This is a genomic window from Gardnerella sp. DNF01198P (assembly GCF_049244165.1).
Classification (GTDB): domain Bacteria; phylum Actinomycetota; class Actinomycetes; order Actinomycetales; family Bifidobacteriaceae; genus Bifidobacterium; species Bifidobacterium swidsinskii.
Genome location: NZ_CP058382.1, coordinates 94,372 through 110,387, shown reverse-complemented (window position 1 = coordinate 110,387; position 16,016 = coordinate 94,372). Strand labels below are relative to the sequence as shown.

14 protein-coding genes are annotated in these 16,016 nt (G+C 42.4%); 2 read left to right on the top strand and 12 right to left on the bottom strand.

Going from position 1 to position 16,016, the window contains the following annotated elements; genetic code table 11:
• Positions 1-383: 383 nt before the first annotated feature.
• A complete protein-coding gene (locus tag HXT44_RS00485) occupies positions 384-506 on the bottom strand; it encodes a hypothetical protein (protein ID WP_255358933.1) in 123 nt (40 codons plus the stop codon).
• 78 nt (positions 507-584) lie between these two features.
• Between HXT44_RS00485 and HXT44_RS00480 the strand changes: the two genes are divergently transcribed.
• Positions 585-1,133 (top strand): hypothetical protein, encoded by a 549-nt coding sequence (locus HXT44_RS00480; protein ID WP_231130963.1) that lies wholly within the window; start codon positions 585-587, stop codon positions 1,131-1,133.
• A 736-nt stretch (positions 1,134-1,869) separates the two neighbouring features.
• Here the strand turns inward: HXT44_RS00480 and HXT44_RS00475 are convergent.
• From HXT44_RS00475 to HXT44_RS00460, 4 genes are all read right to left on the bottom strand, one after another.
• Complete coding sequence (locus HXT44_RS00475; RefSeq protein WP_004109968.1) at positions 1,870-2,208, bottom strand: hypothetical protein; 339 nt, start codon at positions 2,206-2,208, stop codon at positions 1,870-1,872.
• A 283-nt stretch (positions 2,209-2,491) separates the two neighbouring features.
• Positions 2,492-3,517 (bottom strand): tetratricopeptide repeat protein, encoded by a 1,026-nt coding sequence (locus HXT44_RS00470; RefSeq protein WP_102703311.1) that lies wholly within the window; start codon positions 3,515-3,517, stop codon positions 2,492-2,494.
• Positions 3,518-3,558: 41 nt separating this feature from the next.
• Positions 3,559-4,623 carry a hypothetical protein gene (locus tag HXT44_RS00465; RefSeq protein WP_421782930.1) on the bottom strand — a complete coding sequence of 355 codons (1,065 nt, stop codon included), beginning with the start codon at positions 4,621-4,623 and terminating at the stop codon, positions 3,559-3,561.
• Entirely contained in the window at positions 4,616-6,412 is a 1,797-nt protein-coding gene (locus HXT44_RS00460) for a hypothetical protein (RefSeq protein ID WP_064621457.1), read from the bottom strand. The genes HXT44_RS00465 and HXT44_RS00460 overlap by 8 nt, the downstream gene beginning before the upstream one ends.
• 79 nt (positions 6,413-6,491) lie before the next feature.
• Here HXT44_RS00460 and HXT44_RS00455 point away from each other — a divergent pair, with 79 nt between their 5' ends.
• Positions 6,492-7,481, top strand: coding sequence for an FKBP-type peptidyl-prolyl cis-trans isomerase (locus HXT44_RS00455; RefSeq protein ID WP_012913749.1), 990 nt, complete (start codon positions 6,492-6,494; stop codon positions 7,479-7,481).
• A 97-nt stretch (positions 7,482-7,578) separates the two neighbouring features.
• Here the strand turns inward: HXT44_RS00455 and nucS are convergent, their stop codons facing one another.
• From nucS to HXT44_RS00420, 7 genes are all read right to left on the bottom strand, one after another.
• Entirely contained in the window at positions 7,579-8,286 is a 708-nt protein-coding gene (gene nucS, locus HXT44_RS00450; RefSeq protein WP_064621458.1) for an endonuclease NucS, read from the bottom strand.
• A 36-nt stretch (positions 8,287-8,322) separates the two neighbouring features.
• Positions 8,323-9,756 carry an amino acid permease gene (locus tag HXT44_RS00445; protein WP_100066729.1) on the bottom strand — a complete coding sequence of 478 codons (1,434 nt, stop codon included), beginning with the start codon at positions 9,754-9,756 and terminating at the stop codon, positions 8,323-8,325.
• Between the two features lie 237 nt (positions 9,757-9,993).
• Positions 9,994-12,747: an ABC transporter permease gene (locus tag HXT44_RS00440; protein ID WP_102155523.1), complete on the bottom strand. Its 2,754-nt coding sequence runs from the start codon at positions 12,745-12,747 to the stop codon at positions 9,994-9,996.
• Between the two features lie 13 nt (positions 12,748-12,760).
• On the bottom strand, positions 12,761-13,462 hold the full coding sequence (locus HXT44_RS00435) for an ABC transporter ATP-binding protein (RefSeq protein WP_004105770.1): 702 nt from the start codon (positions 13,460-13,462) through the stop codon (positions 12,761-12,763).
• 109 nt (positions 13,463-13,571) lie between these two features.
• Complete coding sequence (locus HXT44_RS00430) at positions 13,572-14,192, bottom strand: DUF5701 family protein (RefSeq protein ID WP_004109989.1); 621 nt, start codon at positions 14,190-14,192, stop codon at positions 13,572-13,574.
• A 52-nt stretch (positions 14,193-14,244) separates the two neighbouring features.
• The gene (locus HXT44_RS00425; RefSeq protein WP_116431975.1) at positions 14,245-15,312 is read right to left on the bottom strand and encodes an aspartate-semialdehyde dehydrogenase; all 1,068 of its coding nucleotides are present in this window, start codon (positions 15,310-15,312) and stop codon (positions 14,245-14,247) included.
• 101 nt (positions 15,313-15,413) lie between these two features.
• On the bottom strand, positions 15,414-15,983 hold the full coding sequence (locus HXT44_RS00420) for an ACT domain-containing protein (RefSeq protein ID WP_004105778.1): 570 nt from the start codon (positions 15,981-15,983) through the stop codon (positions 15,414-15,416).
• Between the last annotated feature and the right edge of the window lie 33 nt (positions 15,984-16,016).

Below are 16,016 nucleotides of genomic sequence, written 5' to 3'. Positions count from 1 at the left end.
GCACAACTACAAGCTGCGCTGTGAAAGTTCACTACAGAAGTTTCACAGCGCAGCTTATTTTTAAATTAGAACGCTTTCAATTCAGACATCTAAGTTAACCGAGTGAACCATACTTTATCTGTCATAGAGTGTTCATTTGTGCCGTGAGCAAATAGCACCAACATCTATATCTAGGATATTTATAACTGATGTCCCGTCTGTAAATTCTTTTGACTAACATCATGAGAATTAAAAGAAATATCAGCACCATACCCGGATCCACTAAAAAGTCTGGGCGGCTATTGTCTCCACGAGTTTCACTCGTGGAGACTGTACTGTTGTGGCGCAGCAAGAATGCTGCCACCGGTCGCCGCCCCCACTTTCTCGTGTTGGTAGCCCAGAGGCTAGCACACCCAGTCCAAAGACCACACGCCAGCCTTGTCACGCCACCCAACAAGCTCACCCCTGCCAGCCCATTCCACAACATGTTCCACGGGCTGACCGGAGTCGAGCCTGGAGCGTCGCACAAGGACTGGGAGTGTTCTTGTGGGTTTACGGGTGTGCCTGCCCTGGAACTACCAACACACAAGGAAAGGATAAAAAAAATGGTTACCATCAACAGCGACCACACGGTCACACTCCTAATAGGAGAGGTAGAAGCTCTCGTAGCATTCCACAACTACCTAGCAGGCTTTACCACGAAAGGATTGGACGAGAACACACTACGCTACGGTATCCAAGCATTAAGCAGTCTCCTCATCGTGCGTGACATGTTCCTTATTGATAGTTTCCATGGCTGCACCATGCAAGACTTCCTCGATAACGTTGAGCACCCATTCGCTGAGAAAACTGTCCACTATGTGCGTTCAAGCCTCGACCTGGTTTTTAGAGATGACAATTTCACCCTCGACACACGGCGCATCCATCGTGCAATAGCACTGCTGACCACCATGCTGGAACTTAAAGGATTAAGTCAGAGGGAAACTGTCACAGTCTATGGCACACTGTCATACTTGTATTGGCTGAAAAATGACACGACAAACGCTCGTATCACAGCCCAGAAAGCACTCACGATAGACGAGAAGTACTGGCTTGCACGCATCACTACTACAGCGCTCCTTCACCACATCACACCCCACTGGTGCCAGAAGTAAGCAGAGGGTTTGCTGGCAGAAAAAGAAGCGCAACTTTTTCTGCCAGCCCCTGGTGGCTTATCGCAGCCACCCTCCCGCGCGGGGCGCGTCTTACCCCTAGGGCATGCCCTGAACAAAATTCCATAAATTTTAGGGCATTACCCCCAGGAGCAAGCCGCGCTATTACCACGCGAGAAGGGTGGCTACTATGCTTCCATAAGTTCACACAAAGATGTGTGAACCAGCCGCCACCAGCAGAACAAAGAATCTGCCACCACTATCATGGCGGCAGACCCATTATCATCGCATGGAACACCTGCGGTGTACTCTCATTTTTTGCTTTTTATGACGTGTTCTTGACACTTCCCACTCTAAAAAACGGGTCACTTCCGCCAACTTCCCCGCGTCCTCCACTCGCGTTACGGACACGCGCGAAGCTAGGGCCCGCAAGGGGTTGGCTCCAGCGCATTCCGTTTTTGTCCCTTCCAGTGTTCAACAACACGAACGAAAAATAATCACACCAGGGTTTTTATATAAAACCAAACCATAAGAAAAATCATATACAAGTAGAAAGGAAAACAAGAATGAAAATTAACAGCAAGCCAGTCACCGGCACAAGCTTCGCATACGACGGATGCCACAAAATCTACATCTGCGAAAACACACAAGATGAGCAAGACGCGCAAAAAAACCGGATACACCATCCACCCCATAAGCGAGCTTGAAAACACATACGAAAACTCGTGCGACCTACGCTTCATCCACAACTGGACACTCGATAAAGACTATGTCTCCCAACTAGAGCCCGCCTTATTCCAAGAATAGCCCATGCTTCACCAGAAAGCGCCGTATTTAATGCAATGCAGAAGTCTGCAACATTATTGTTAGCAAGCTCTACGCTATCAATCGTTGTGACAAGTTTTTCGCGCAACTGTTGCGTAGTAGTATGTGCCCAATTCATTTGAGCATCAGGATTAAGAGAGCGAATCTCTTCCCGTTTTTCCTCGTCAAACTGGAGAGCTGCGGAAGGAGCATTAAACGTTACAAGATCGTTGACGTTATCATCTGGGTTGGTTAAAATATTAAGTACTTTCATCAAAAGACTCCGCATTGTTTCTTGATGAAAAGGCTTATTCGATAGCTCAGAGGTATTGCTCTGAGCTATCTTAATTTTTAGGAAAGGAAAGATATTAAAATTTGTGGCTTTGTAAGAGATTAGTTAGGAAACCCAGAGGTCCATGGTTCAAATCCATGCCCCGCTACTGAAGCCAAGAATCACACGAATTTCTCACGATTGTTGTGGTTCTTGGCTTTTTTATTTAATAACGCATAAGTCAGTCAATCTGCAATCGCCAAAATACAAGTCATCTTCATAAGAATCAATAAAGAAGTATTGCAAGGCGACGGCGAGCGCGCGCTAATCGAGCATCATCTGCAGGAAGTATGGCAAAATACTCAAGCATACGAGAACGAATAGCATCCGCATCACTCTTATGACCAGATGCAAGGAAGTCAAGCAGTCGCCCAAAAGCGTCATCAATATGACCGTCAATCATATCTACATCTGCTACTGCAAGCTGCGAATCTAAATCATCCTTATTATCGCCAGCAGCCTTTCTAACCGCAGCAACATCAGTATTAGTATTACGCGAAAGCAACAAAGCTTTTGCATGTTCACGCGATGCGAGCACATCATGAGGATCCGCTTCCATTACTTTTGCATACTCACGTGCAGCACCTTCATAATCACCCTTCATAGCAAGCGAATGAGCTTGCTCATGAGCAGGTGGAACACTCTCAACAGAATTATTCTCGGAACTATCTTGATCTGCATCTTTAGACGTTTCAGACTTTTTCTCAACCGAGGATTCCACAAAAGGAGCAGTTCCAGCAACACCAGAGCGTTCAGCAACCTGAACCAATTGCGGCAAAATAGTGCCACAAATCTGCTGTAATTCCTCATCGCTAGGTAAACCTTGCGCAATAGGCATAGGGCGTCCGCCAATTAAACCGTAAATTGCAGGAAGCTGCTGCGCTTGCAATGCTTGAGCAATACTTGGGCTTTCATCAGAGTCGATACGAGCTAACTGCATACGACCGTCAAGCGCGTTAACAGCATCCGCTAATTTCTGCGCCACATCATAATAGGCCTCGTCATTAGCTTGCCAAAGCAAAATAACAATTGGGAAACTTACAGACGTTTGCACCATCGCCTGAAAAGACTGCTCATTAACATCGATTACATAGCCGCCAGCTTTTGGAGCAGAAGAACCAGTAGAACCCGACGCAGCTTTAGCAGCTTGCTTAGCTTGAGCTTCTACACGACGCTTTACGCCTTCTAAATCTACAGCCCCAGCAAGCGAAAATCCGCCAGGATTCATGCCTTGCGCTTTGCTACTCACCATTTTTCCTCTTTTCCAAGCACACTACATTGCACTTACAAAATTTATAAAGCTTCTACCTTAATAGGCTGACGCTCAGCACCAACAGGAATAATCTTCATATGAGAACTAGCTGGAGGAACTACTAGAGCAATAACATTTACGTAAGTTACTCGCATAGTACCTTTTGCTTTACCGTCGCCAAATAATGCTTTTTCTTCATCAGAAGCAGGACGAGATTCACGCCCTTCACCAGCTTTACGAGTCCACACAGAATCTATGCGCGCAACAACCAAATCACTTCCATCGCTTGAACGCATAATGCTTATTTGTTTGAGATTTGGTGTAAAGACTTGTTCTTGAGAGCCTTTATTTCGCTCCATTCCAGCTTGCACTGCTTTAGAAAGTTCAACTAACTTTTTACGCAAATAATCGTCAGCAAAATGCTTTGCGTACTTGCTGTTTTCACCATTTTGTAAAACGTCAGCGTACGCAGCTACCGCTTCATCTGGAGTCATCACCAAACCAGTATCGTTAGATTTACCCATTGAAGAACCAATACTTGGCACAGCAAATTTAGGAAGATGCACTCCAGGGAATAAGCGCGCAACAGCCCAAAGTTTATAATTCGAACGCGCTCTCTGTTGACGTAAAACCAGCAAACGTTTTGACTGCTGATCTTTAGTAGTAGTTGTAATAGTCATTAAATCTCTTGGCCAACCAGAATTAGTTGGCACAATAGTTTGCGCGGCTTCACGCGGAATAGTGGCCTTAGAATCTAAGTTTCCAGTTTTGTTTGCAATCGTAAGCTCGCTCGTACGAATATCGAGAGCAGGTCCAGAAACTGCTTGAGATAATGAATCCACATCTTTTTCGTCGTTTGCCTTTTCTAGAGTGCGAAGCAACCCCAAGCGGATATCTTTTTCTTGCAGCATAGTCACATTAGGTAACTCTTGATTACTACGCGCTTCAGCAGGTTTCGGCACCTGCCCATCGCAAGCAGATAATCCGGTTACCATAACCGTTGATACAACACATGCTATTAATGTGACTACGTTGTTGCGCAATACGCCTCTATTTTTACTTTTTACTCGGTGAATATCGACATTACTATTACGCATTTTACTCATTTCCTCGCTCACTTGAAGAATTACCGCGGTAGCCTTTCCCATTTTTTCTGTAGCGACCGTTACCGCCGTCTCCTCTAAACCCATTTCGTTTTATGCGAGATTGCTTATCGTTGCTATTTTTAGACGAATTTTGACGTTTGTTTGATTCTGAGTTGCGATAGTTTTCGTGCTCATTAAGCTTTTTCTTACTAGATTCATGTGAAATCTTGCTATTACTATCTGAAGGCTTGACCGTTTCTAAACGTTTCTTTGCAAACTTTTCAGAATTATTAGCATTATTTCTATCGTTCTGACGATTACGCCTCTTGTTATTCTGCTGTGCATACTTATTTTGCTGCTGACGCTTATTCTTATAATCGTTCAGACTATTGCCATCCGACGCGCTTGCGTAAGATTTTTTCTTATTTCGCGGAGTCTTAATATTCTGAGAATTCCGCTTATATTGCTTATTTTCTGAATTTGCTGATTCTGCTGAATTTCCAGAATATTTCGCATTTCCTATATCTTCCGCATTTGCTAAATCTTCTCCGTTTGCCGCAGCATCCTGATTGTGCAAATCATTAAATTCATCATCAGCATTGTCTAAATCATCTAAATAAGAATTATCGTCATGTTGCTGCATAAAGCGCGTGGCAAACGCAAGCATTTCATCTTGCGCAATAACAGTAGTTTCAGCCAAAGAATCAGTAGATGCAACCGCTGTAGAAGCAGACGCAATTCGAGTTTGCATACCATTTGAGTCGCCGCTTTGCATTGAATCTTTGCGACGACGCGCATGATCTCCATGCCTTGCGTGGCTTCCAGAATCCTTCTTGTGTCGTTTGTGACCAAAAATACCAGACATGGTTCCAGAAATCGCCTCAGCAAAGGTGACTTCGTCACGCTGTGCAGACTTTACTGCCAACACTCCTGAACGGCTAGCTATTAATTGCTTATTACGACGACGATGCGGAGCCATTGCAAAAATAGTTGCAGAAAGTATAGCTAATACCGCAAAAAGCACTCCTACAAAATATAAAGGCGTTGCAAAATCTGGAATTTGATTACGACGCCACCGCAATTCTACGGAAGCTTCCGGCACATTATCCCCCAAATCAATTAGCAAAACACGTCTAGCAGCCTGCGAGCGCAGTGAAGAAGAAGACGCATCATGACTATTTGACTTACTAGCGCGAGTGCCCGATTTAGGCATTGTGCCGCTTGCAACAGCATGATCATACGACGCAGAACCAGAAGATTGAACATAATCTGCAGTATTTATTGCCAATTTCGCTAAACCAAGCTGGCATGTAACTATAGGCCATAAATTAGATTCTTGGAATTTTACGTCAGGATCCTTAATGTCCACAGAGTCACCCGCTTGCACAGAGGTTTTACCAGACACTTCAGAAACTGAAAGATTATTCCAATCACGCAAACCAGTAATTCTTTGTACTGGAGAACCTGCCACCCAGCCTCTTACGTCTTTCGTTAAACCTACAGCAACACAAATAGGCTTACGCGTATGCAAAGCAGCAACACTAATACGAACCCTGTTATCTACAAGATTCAAAACACCAGGATCAGTGACAATATAACGAGTTCCAGATACGTTAGCGTACGCAATAACAACGTTGCTAGGCTTCCAAAATGTTGCGTTAGCAACTCCAAGAACAACGCTTAATACTGCAAGCAAAGCAAAAAATGGAGCTACAACGCCGCGCATGATTTTACTGCGCAAAGTGAGCCGTCGCATTGGTCGTCGCATTGGTCGTCCTTCTATATCAGAAGCATCTTCTATATTTGTCATAACGATACCATTCTACAGTCTTTTAATATTACTTGCATGTTTTGATGTAAAAATCAGTGTCAAGCGGTAATGTGAGGCTATGAAAAAAATCAAAACATTAGAACAAAAATCCTTTTTGCTTCGCACTTTTGCAACTATTAGTGCAGTGGCAATGTGTGTAGTACTCGCTTCATGCGGAGAAAGTTCCAACAACAAAAACAATTTAACTGATGAGAACGCTCAAAAAGCTGGAATGCAGTTGCTGGAAGGCGTAAGCGCATCTGGAGCACTTGGGAAAAAGCCTAAAATAACACTGAAAACGCCTGTAAAAGTAAAGCAAAATACTTATGCTGTTTTGCAACGAGGCAACGGAGAAACAATTAAAGAAGGCGATCGCGTATGCTCTCAGGGCATTGTGTTCGACTCCAAAACCGGCAAAGAGCTTATGAATACTTGGGAAAAAGGCAAAGTTGATTGCTCGATTTACATTAATAAAAATTCTACAAGCCGCCCATATTACGCTTTGATTAAAGGCAAGAAAATTAATACAACTATTGCTTTTGGCGTAAGTGAAGGATATAAAAATCCTTCATATGTTATGGTTCTTACAATGGTTTCGCGATCAAAGGCTATAACTAGAGCAACGGGCAAGGCTGTTACGAATATTCCCGCAAATTTGCCGAAGGTAACTCTTGATAAATCTGGAGCACCAACCTTAGATAAAAATAACTACGTTCCAGACGGAAAGCTTGTTTCTCAGACTTTGATTGAAGGAACCGGCAAAAAAGTAACTGCAAAAGACACAGTTTCTGCTCATTACACTGGCTGGACTACTGATAAAGACGGCAAATTGCATCAATTTGATTCTTCTTGGCTTCGTGGCATACCTGCAGACTTCCAACTTGCTGGAGGAGTAATCCCTGGTTGGACTAAAGGCTTAACTGGAAAGAAAGTTGGCTCCCAAGTTCTTTTGGTAATCCCACCAGAAGATGGCTATGGTAAAGAAGAAAAGAAGGACGCGCGCGGAAACGTAACTATTCCTGCAAATGCCACGCTGTACTTTGTAGTCGATATTCTCTATGCTTCGTGAGATTTGTAATTTTGCAAACTGTTGCAAAATTAACTAGCGATTCATAAATAATAAACCCCTCCTTCCCGAGGGGTTTTTACATATTTAGAACACATATTTAGAACAGACGAAGATCGTTGGACTCGACTCCACGCATTTCATCGTAATCCAATATTAAGCAAGTAAATCCACGATCCTCAGCCAAAACGCGAGCTTGCGGACTAATAGTTTGCGCAGCAAAAATACCTCTAACCGGCTTAAGTAACGGATCTCTATTCAGCAACTCACAATAACGCGTAAGTTGCTCAACGCCGTCGATACCGCCATGCCGCTTAATCTCAATAGCGACATGTACACCATCCGCGTCCTGAGCCATAATATCCACTGGGCCGATAGCCGTAGGATACTCACGGCGCACCAACGTTGCACCATCGCCGATTCGTTCAATCTGCTCAGCCAAGTAACGTTGCAAATGATCCTCAACACCATCTTTAATTAAGCCAGGATCCTCACCCAAATCGTAAGTATTATCGCTATAAACATGCTCGAGCGAAACCATAAGCAAATCATCGCTTTTAGCGGCAGCAACACGCAAAATACAGCCATCTACAACAACGCCAGCATCGGATTCGCCGCTATCTTCTTTACGTAAAACACGCATACTACAAGGAGCTACCATCCAATTAAGAGGTTTATATGCACCAAGCTCAGAAAAAATAAGTACGCTGCCATCTGCTTTAATAAGCAACACTCGCTTAGCTAAAGGAAGCGTGGCATTTAACCTACCTGTATACTCTGCACTGCAATCTGCAACAATAATTCGCACACAGCAAGCATAACAGAAATCAAGTAAAGAAGTACCTTACTTCCCCAAAGCTTCAGCTAAATCGCGATTCTGCCAATGTTGATGTAAGGCGCAGTATCCGCCGAACAATACGAGCCACACTAGTCCGCCAATTGCAGAAGCTCGCGTATCGTCGCTAATAAACAAAGTCACATACACAAAAGCAAAGAACGCTATAGTAAGAGAATTCAAAAGCTTATAATGCGGCATAACGAAGCCGTCTGGCATAAAATCAGCAGATTCACGGTATTTACGATGCGTAACCATAATCAAAATATAAATCATGATTATCACTGCCGAAGAAGCCGAAGCAAACAAAATAAACGCACCATGAATACCAGGGATCGAATTAATAATTGGTGAAAGAAGAATCAAAGCAGACGAGAACAAAATCGCGCGAGCAGGAACCTTCGTGCGTGAAACCTTACGCAACTTACCCAAAAGAGGCGAAGGTGACTCAAGCGCGATTTGATACATGTGGCGACCAGCAGAATACAGCAAAGAATTAAGCGCAGAAGAAGCAGCTGTAATAACCACAAAGAACACAAGCGCAGAAGCCCAATGCAATCCCGCGTATTGGAACACCATAATGAATGGTGACATAAATACGCCTTCCGCATTCGTAGCCCTAAACTGTTGCCACGGCACAATAAGCATAATCGCTATGAGAGCACCAACATAGAAAACCAGAACGCGTACAATAATCTCGTTAACAGCCTTTGGCAAAACCTGGCGAGGATTCTTAGTTTCCGAAACAGTCACACCAACAAACTCAATAAGCTGGTACGCGTAAAACACCATTTGGAAGCTCATTAAGAAGGAAAGCCAGCCATTTGGCATAAGCGAGAAATTGTTGAAAATATTATCTAATCCAGCGTGACCAGCAGGACTCATTACACCACCATGCAAAGGAGTTGCAGAGTAATGGTAACCAATTAAAGCCATAACTACGGCTGTGACAATAAGAGCAACAATTAGCGTAATTTTAATCATTGAGAACCAAAACTCAGTTTCCCCAAATAGCTTTACAGCTACCAAATTTATGCACACTAAAGCCGCTAAAAATACTACTTCTATCAGCCATTTCCAATGACTTACGTCAATATCGAAAGTTTGGAAGAATGTGACACAATACGTACTAACTGCCGTAATTTCGCTCATACCAATAAGTACAAGCACAAACCAATACGACCATCCAGCAAAATTACCCCAACCTCTGCCAAGATAACGCGTAATAAAACTAATAAAAGTATGCTGGTTCGGATCCTTATACATAAGTTCGCCAATGCCACGCATCAGCAGGAACATAATCAAGCCCACAATAATGTAAACGAATACAATACTCGGACCTGTTAAGCTAATAGATTTTCCGGAACCAAGGAATAAGCCTGTGCCAATAGTGCCACCAATAGCAATAAATTGCACGTGACGCTTGGTAAGACTACGCTCCATTTGATTTGTATTGCTACTTGCATTTTCTTGCGCAGATACGCGAGAAGATTGGTTTGAAGATTGATTATGAGAAGATGTGCTATTGTGCGTCTCTGTAGATTCTGTTTGTTTAGAACCTACATTAATGTCACTATTCACAGTCTCACTCATTATTACAACTCCGTTCCTTAATAGCCACGAATTTCTAATTTTATAGGAACCCTTAACTATTCATTACGCATTCCACAATTCGCGCAACTATTCCACACTTTTAAGTGAGCTTACTGGATCTATGCGATCCAAAGCTGGGTTGGTAGCCCATTGCACAATTAACGCAAAAATTAGTGTTGCAACGCCAGCAATGCAATAGCTTAAAGGAGCTACTTCAACTTCAAAATACAAAGACGGCATACGAAGCGCGCTAGTCAACAATCCTGCAATAAGCCTTCCTAATGGCAATCCAACTGCAATGCCGATAACCGTTAAGGTAAGCATTTCTTTATGCACATAGGAATGAACTTCTCTACGATAAAAACCAAGAACTTTCAGCGTAGCCATTTCGCGAGTACGCTCCGAAATATTAGTACTTGCAAGAGTAAAAAGCACAGCTAAAGCTAAGCCAGCAGCCAAAGTTACGATTAAAGCAACAACAGCATTCATAAGATCAAAACTAAAAGCATGCTTCATACGCGTAATATTCATAACAGCAAGCACACCGTCACGTTCAGAAACCTTGTCGGCATATTTAATTTTATTATTATCGCTACCTCGCAAACGCAAAATTAACGCATTATGTTTCAAAAGCTTACTGTTTTCTCCATTAAATAAGCGTTCGTAGCAATGTTCAGTCATGTAAATATTAGAACCGATAAGATTACGAACAACAGCTTTAACTTTAACCTTCGCACGTTTAAAACTAGTATTCGTCACATTAATTTCGCTACCACGAGTAATGTCCAGAGATGCAGCAGCACTTTGAGAAAGCAACGGACCTTCATCCGTAAGTTTAATAGTTTGCAAATTATTGTTCACATCCTGCAAATTTACAAGATAAGACAAAGCTTTTGTGTCTTTTACAACAACCAACTGCACACTTTCTGCATCCTCAACATGACGACTATTCGACTTATTTGATTGATTTTTAGCTATTTCTCCAGAGCCCACATAAGCCGGAAGTATAGTTTCTACTTTATTATTTGACTTGTCTTGCTCAACGCTTTTCTTCATATTTTGGAAAGATCCTGGAGCCGAGATAGAAATCATATCGTATCGATAAATTCCCTCGTATTGGCGAATACCCAAGGTCGCAACAGTATCGTTCAAAGCAAGACCGCAAACAATAAGCGCAGTACAACCGGCAACTCCACCAATAGTCATGCACAATCTGCCTTTAAATCGCGCCAAATTGCGGACAGTAACCTTATTCAAGAAACTCATTCGCTTCCAAATCCAAGGCAACCTTTCAAGAAGAACGTGAGAACCAGCTTTTGGAGCTTTTGGTCTTAACAAAGCTGCAGGAACTTGCTTTGTTTCTCGCCAACTAACAACGATTGTGCATATTGCAACAGGAATCACAAATGCTAGCACACACAAAGAACCATATAGCCAGTCATACTTCAACCTAACGTCTGGAACGGCGTATAAACCACGCAAGATTTTTAGTAAAAGTGAAGGAATTGCAAGAAAACCCATAATATCGCCAATTCCGCCGCCAACAAAGCACGCAAATATTGCGAAGAAAGCATGTCTTGTTACTGCAGTAGAACGACCGTATCCCAAACTTAAGTATGTGCCAATAAGCCCTCGCTCTTCTTCAACCATACGAGCCATAGCAGTTAAACTCATCATCATTGCTACAACAAGAAATACTGCTGGGAAAGCGTATCCAAGTGACTGTATTGAAGCAACGTCAGAACGCAAACTCGCATAACTATCGTTAGCTATGCGAGTAGATATATGCCATTGAGCTTGAGGAACACGTTTTTGAATCTCTGACTTAATTTGTTTACGAATTTGCTTTTTTGCTTGCTCTTTAACAAAATTTGGAGCACGCTGAAGTCTGGGATCGTTTGCAATAATATTTTTTAATTTTAAATTAACTTGTTTGTCGATAATTTGATTACGTCGAGCTGTTTCGCGTTTAGATTGCACGCGTTCTTGAATCTGTTCAGACGCATCGTCGACGATGCCACGATAATCTTTAGAAAAAACATTGACACGTTGAGCATCATTCAAACGCACCGATATTGCTGTATACGGCAAGCTAGTCACGTTATCAGGAGCAGCAGAAGTAAATATTGGGTATCTAGACGTCACAGAGTTACGAAATGCTTTAGATTGATAGCCATCAGGATTGTTTAAATCGTTGCTATCTAGCACGCTACCAGTTATGCGCAAACGATAAGTTTTAGACTTTGAATTAGAAGAATCAAGACTTCCAACGCCCACATTTTGCTGCATGTTGACTATTATCACATTGCCAATGCTCAAGCCACTATCGTGTAAAAATCGCTGAGTTACAACAGCTTCACTATTATTTTTAGGCATATTGCCCTTAAGCAAATGCAAACGATTAAGATTTTTTTGCGATTCTACATAATGCACGAAATTCATTGCGTATGAAGACTTTGCATCATCTGTTGCGTGCGCTGTTGCTTTCCAAGAACGCTCTGCTTCAACTTCACTCACACTTGGCAACGCGCGTAACGCTGCAACATCGTCTTTAGTTAAACCAAGAGTAGATACGATTTGCAAATCATAAGCATGCAATTTCGCATACATATCGTTAGTAGCGAGAAACATGTCGTTGCAGCCTGCATAAATACCAGTCATAACAGCAACACCAAGCATTGCAATAACCGCAAGAACACAGAAGCGACGCCATTCGCGAACCCACATTCTAATTGCGCTAATAAATACTATTGGCAGCAATGAGTGCGTGCGCTTACCTTCACTGCCATTATCGGCGTTTTTATTATCAGATTGCTTTGAAACTGCTGCTACTTTCCGCATAACAACCACCTAATCACCACTCAATATCGGCTATAGCCATAGGATGTTCTTGCACAGTTTCGTCTACAACTTTTCCAGAACGGAAACGAACAACTTTGTGAGCCATCGGAGCAATGGCAGCATTATGAGTAATAATCAGCACTGTCATGCCTTCAGTTCGGCAAATATCTTGCAATAATTGCAATACTGCCTTACCTGTTTCATAATCCAAGGCACCAGTAGGCTCGTCACATAACAATAATTTAGGTTTTTTAGCAAGAGCGCGCGCAATAGATACGCGTTGCTGCTCACCACCAGAAAGTTGCGCTGGGAAATTATGTAGCCTTTCTTTCAAGCCAACATCAATAAGCGTTTGAGCAGGGTCAAAATGATCTGCACAAATTTGCGAAGCTAACTCTACATTTTCAAGAGCAGTTAAATTTGGAACTAAATTATAAAATTGAAAAACAAAACCAATGTCTTCTCTGCGGTAGCGAACCAAATTACGACCTTTTAGCTTAGTAACATCGCAATCGCCAACAACAACACGACCGCTTGTTGCAGTATCCATACCGCCCAAAATATTTAATGCTGTAGTTTTTCCCGCGCCAGATGCACCTAAAATTACTGTAAGCTCACCGCTCTGTGCAGTAAAACTGGCATCATCTAAAGCTCGCACAGCACCAGAACCTGATGGGTATTCTTTCACTACATGATCAAAAGTTATATATGCCACAACGCACCTTCACAATATGAGAAACTATAAAAATTCAACTTCTATTTATTTGTATTATCTACCGTTATATTTTGTACCATTTTACTAAATGAGCACAAAATTCGCTAACTTACTTCAGCGATGACACTCCACATCTTTCCATGCAATACGCATTACCAAGCCAAGTATGACGAGAATTTGGCCAGACAGCACCTAAACGCGGAGCACATTGACTCATCCATATACTTGGCACACGCCCATCTGCGCTTTGCGAACCAAGCAAATTAAATCCATTCTTGCTTTCAAGCCAATCTGGATGCTGTGTTGCAATAGCAAGCCCTTCTTCCAGCGTAAGAGGCAAACGCTCATCAGAATCAATAAGTTTACGAGCAACATCAGGCTCTCGATTCAAATACGATGAGCCAGTATGCGGATCGACAACTATATAGAACGGACCTTCAGGAAACTCATACCCGTCTTTAGGAAGAAAACTTATGATATCTCGCGGAGGCATAGTAGTGAATCCAGCCATGCGATTAATACTCGTACGAGAAATCAACGATTCAGGCGAAACTAATTCACGCGTAGGAATCAATAAAATATTCGCACCTAAACTACTATTTTCAAGCGCACATAATATAGGATTTGCCAACTTACGAAAAGCATTGGCACTCATATCAGCCACATCTGGATACCCAAGTGCCACTATACGATCGAGTTGCTGCTGTATTTCTTCAGATGCTATTGACATAATTCCAGTTTACGCAAAATCTTACATAATCGCGAGCGCAATATAACCATAATTAGTTTAGGAAATTACGCTTTTTAGCAATAATTTCCGCCAATTGCACAGCATTTAATGCAGCACCTTTTCGCAAATTATCGTTAGTGATAAAAAGTGCCAATCCCTTATTTCCATCGACCGCTTGGTCTTGCCTAATTCTACCAACATAACTTGCAGATTTTCCGGCTGCTAGCTGAGGAGTAGGAATATCGTTAAGCTCGACTCCCGCAGCCTTGCTCAATACTTCGCGAGCCATGTCTGGAGTTACATCGTGCTCAAACTCAGCGTTTACGCTCATGCCGTGACCAGTGAAAACACCTACGCGCACACAAGTGCATGAGGCTGCAAGATTTGGCAAATGCAAAATCTTACGGCTTTCATTGCGCAATTTTTGTTCTTCGTCAGTTTCTTCAGATCCGTCATCAACTATTGAACCGATAAAAGGCACTACATTAAAAGCAATAGTACGAGCAACTTTTGTAGGTTCAGGGAAATCTATTGCACTACCGTCGAAAACGAGTTTATCTGCTCCTTGGTTTAATGCAGCTTGAGCCTCATTCATGAGTTGCAAAGCACCGGCTCGACCAGCGCCAGAAACAGCTTGATAAGACGAAACTATTAAACGTTTTAATCCAAAAGCATCAGCAAGCGGCTTTAATACAGGCATGCAAGCCATAGTTGTGCAATTTGGATTTGCTACTATTCCTCTTGGAATAGTATCTAAATCTTCAGGGTTTACTTCCGCAACTACCAAAGGCACATCGTTATGCATACGCCATTGCGAAGAATTATCTACTACAATTGCGCCAGCTTCAGCGAATTTCGGAGCCCAAATTTTTGAAGTTCCGCCGCCTGCAGAAAAAATAGCTATGTCAATCCCGTGCAAATCTGCTTTTTCTACATCTTCTACGACTACGTCTTTGCCACGATATTGCAAAACTGTACCAGCAGAATGAGCGGAAGCCATAAAACGTAAATCTTTTATTGGAAAATCGCGCTCGTCAAGCACTCGACGCATTACCATACCAACTTGGCCAGTTGCGCCAAGTACTGCCACGTTCACGCCTTTTTCGTTGATAATTGTCATCGAGACTCCCTTAAAAGTAAGCACGTATAATTTCTACAGTTTTTACAATTCTACAATTTAAATAATTTAGTTAATTTATTAATTCAATAATTTAAATTGCTTCAACGCCCGCTTCCGCCGTACACTACTGCTTCAACCTGACTTGCGTCCAAACCGTAAGCAGTATGCAAAGCGCGAACAGCTTCATCAATTTGTTCAACAGGAACCATGGCAGCAATACGAATTTCCGAAGTAGAAATCATCAAAGTATTTATACCATGTTCACTTAGCGCAGTGAAGAAGGTAGCAGCTAGGCCTGAATGTGTTTTCATACCAACGCCAACAACAGCTACTTTTCCTACTACTGGAACGACATCCATAGAAGTAAATTTCAATTCATCATGCGCTTCTTCTAGAACTTTACGGACTGCTTCCATTGATGCTCCTGGAGCAGTAATAGAAATATCTGCTGTACCAGTAGAAGCACTTGCTTGCGCAATCATGTCAATATTTACATTTGCTTTTGCAAGAGTTGTAAATACTTTCGCAGCCATACCAGGAATATCTGGAATACCGCGAACCGTAATCATTGCCTCACTGCGATCATGAGCAACGCCAGAGATAACAGGAGTTTCCGGACCTAAATCAGGAAATAAATCGCCCATAGTCGAAAGAATATCGTGGTTTACCATTGTTACCGCCTTTAAGCTCGAAGATTATTTGAC

What these genes read in the sequence shown, in the direction of transcription:
- HXT44_RS00420 (WP_004105778.1), bottom strand. Translation starts at nt 15,983, where the DNA reads ATGGTAAACCACGATATTCTTTCGACTATGGGCGATTTATTTCCTGAT.
- HXT44_RS00425 (WP_116431975.1), bottom strand. Translation starts at nt 15,312, where the DNA reads ATGACAATTATCAACGAAAAAGGCGTGAACGTGGCAGTACTTGGCGCA.
- HXT44_RS00470 (WP_102703311.1), bottom strand. Translation starts at nt 3,517, where the DNA reads ATGGTGAGTAGCAAAGCGCAAGGCATGAATCCTGGCGGATTTTCGCTT.
- HXT44_RS00455 (WP_012913749.1), top strand. Translation starts at nt 6,492, where the DNA reads ATGAAAAAAATCAAAACATTAGAACAAAAATCCTTTTTGCTTCGCACT.
- HXT44_RS00430 (WP_004109989.1), bottom strand. Translation starts at nt 14,192, where the DNA reads ATGTCAATAGCATCTGAAGAAATACAGCAGCAACTCGATCGTATAGTG.
- HXT44_RS00480 (WP_231130963.1), top strand. Translation starts at nt 585, where the DNA reads ATGGTTACCATCAACAGCGACCACACGGTCACACTCCTAATAGGAGAG.
- HXT44_RS00475 (WP_004109968.1), bottom strand. Translation starts at nt 2,208, where the DNA reads ATGAAAGTACTTAATATTTTAACCAACCCAGATGATAACGTCAACGAT.
- HXT44_RS00445 (WP_100066729.1), bottom strand. Translation starts at nt 9,756, where the DNA reads ATGGAGCGTAGTCTTACCAAGCGTCACGTGCAATTTATTGCTATTGGT.
- HXT44_RS00440 (WP_102155523.1), bottom strand. Translation starts at nt 12,747, where the DNA reads ATGCGGAAAGTAGCAGCAGTTTCAAAGCAATCTGATAATAAAAACGCC.
- HXT44_RS00460 (WP_064621457.1), bottom strand. Translation starts at nt 6,412, where the DNA reads ATGACAAATATAGAAGATGCTTCTGATATAGAAGGACGACCAATGCGA.
- HXT44_RS00465 (WP_421782930.1), bottom strand. Translation starts at nt 4,623, where the DNA reads ATGAGTAAAATGCGTAATAGTAATGTCGATATTCACCGAGTAAAAAGT.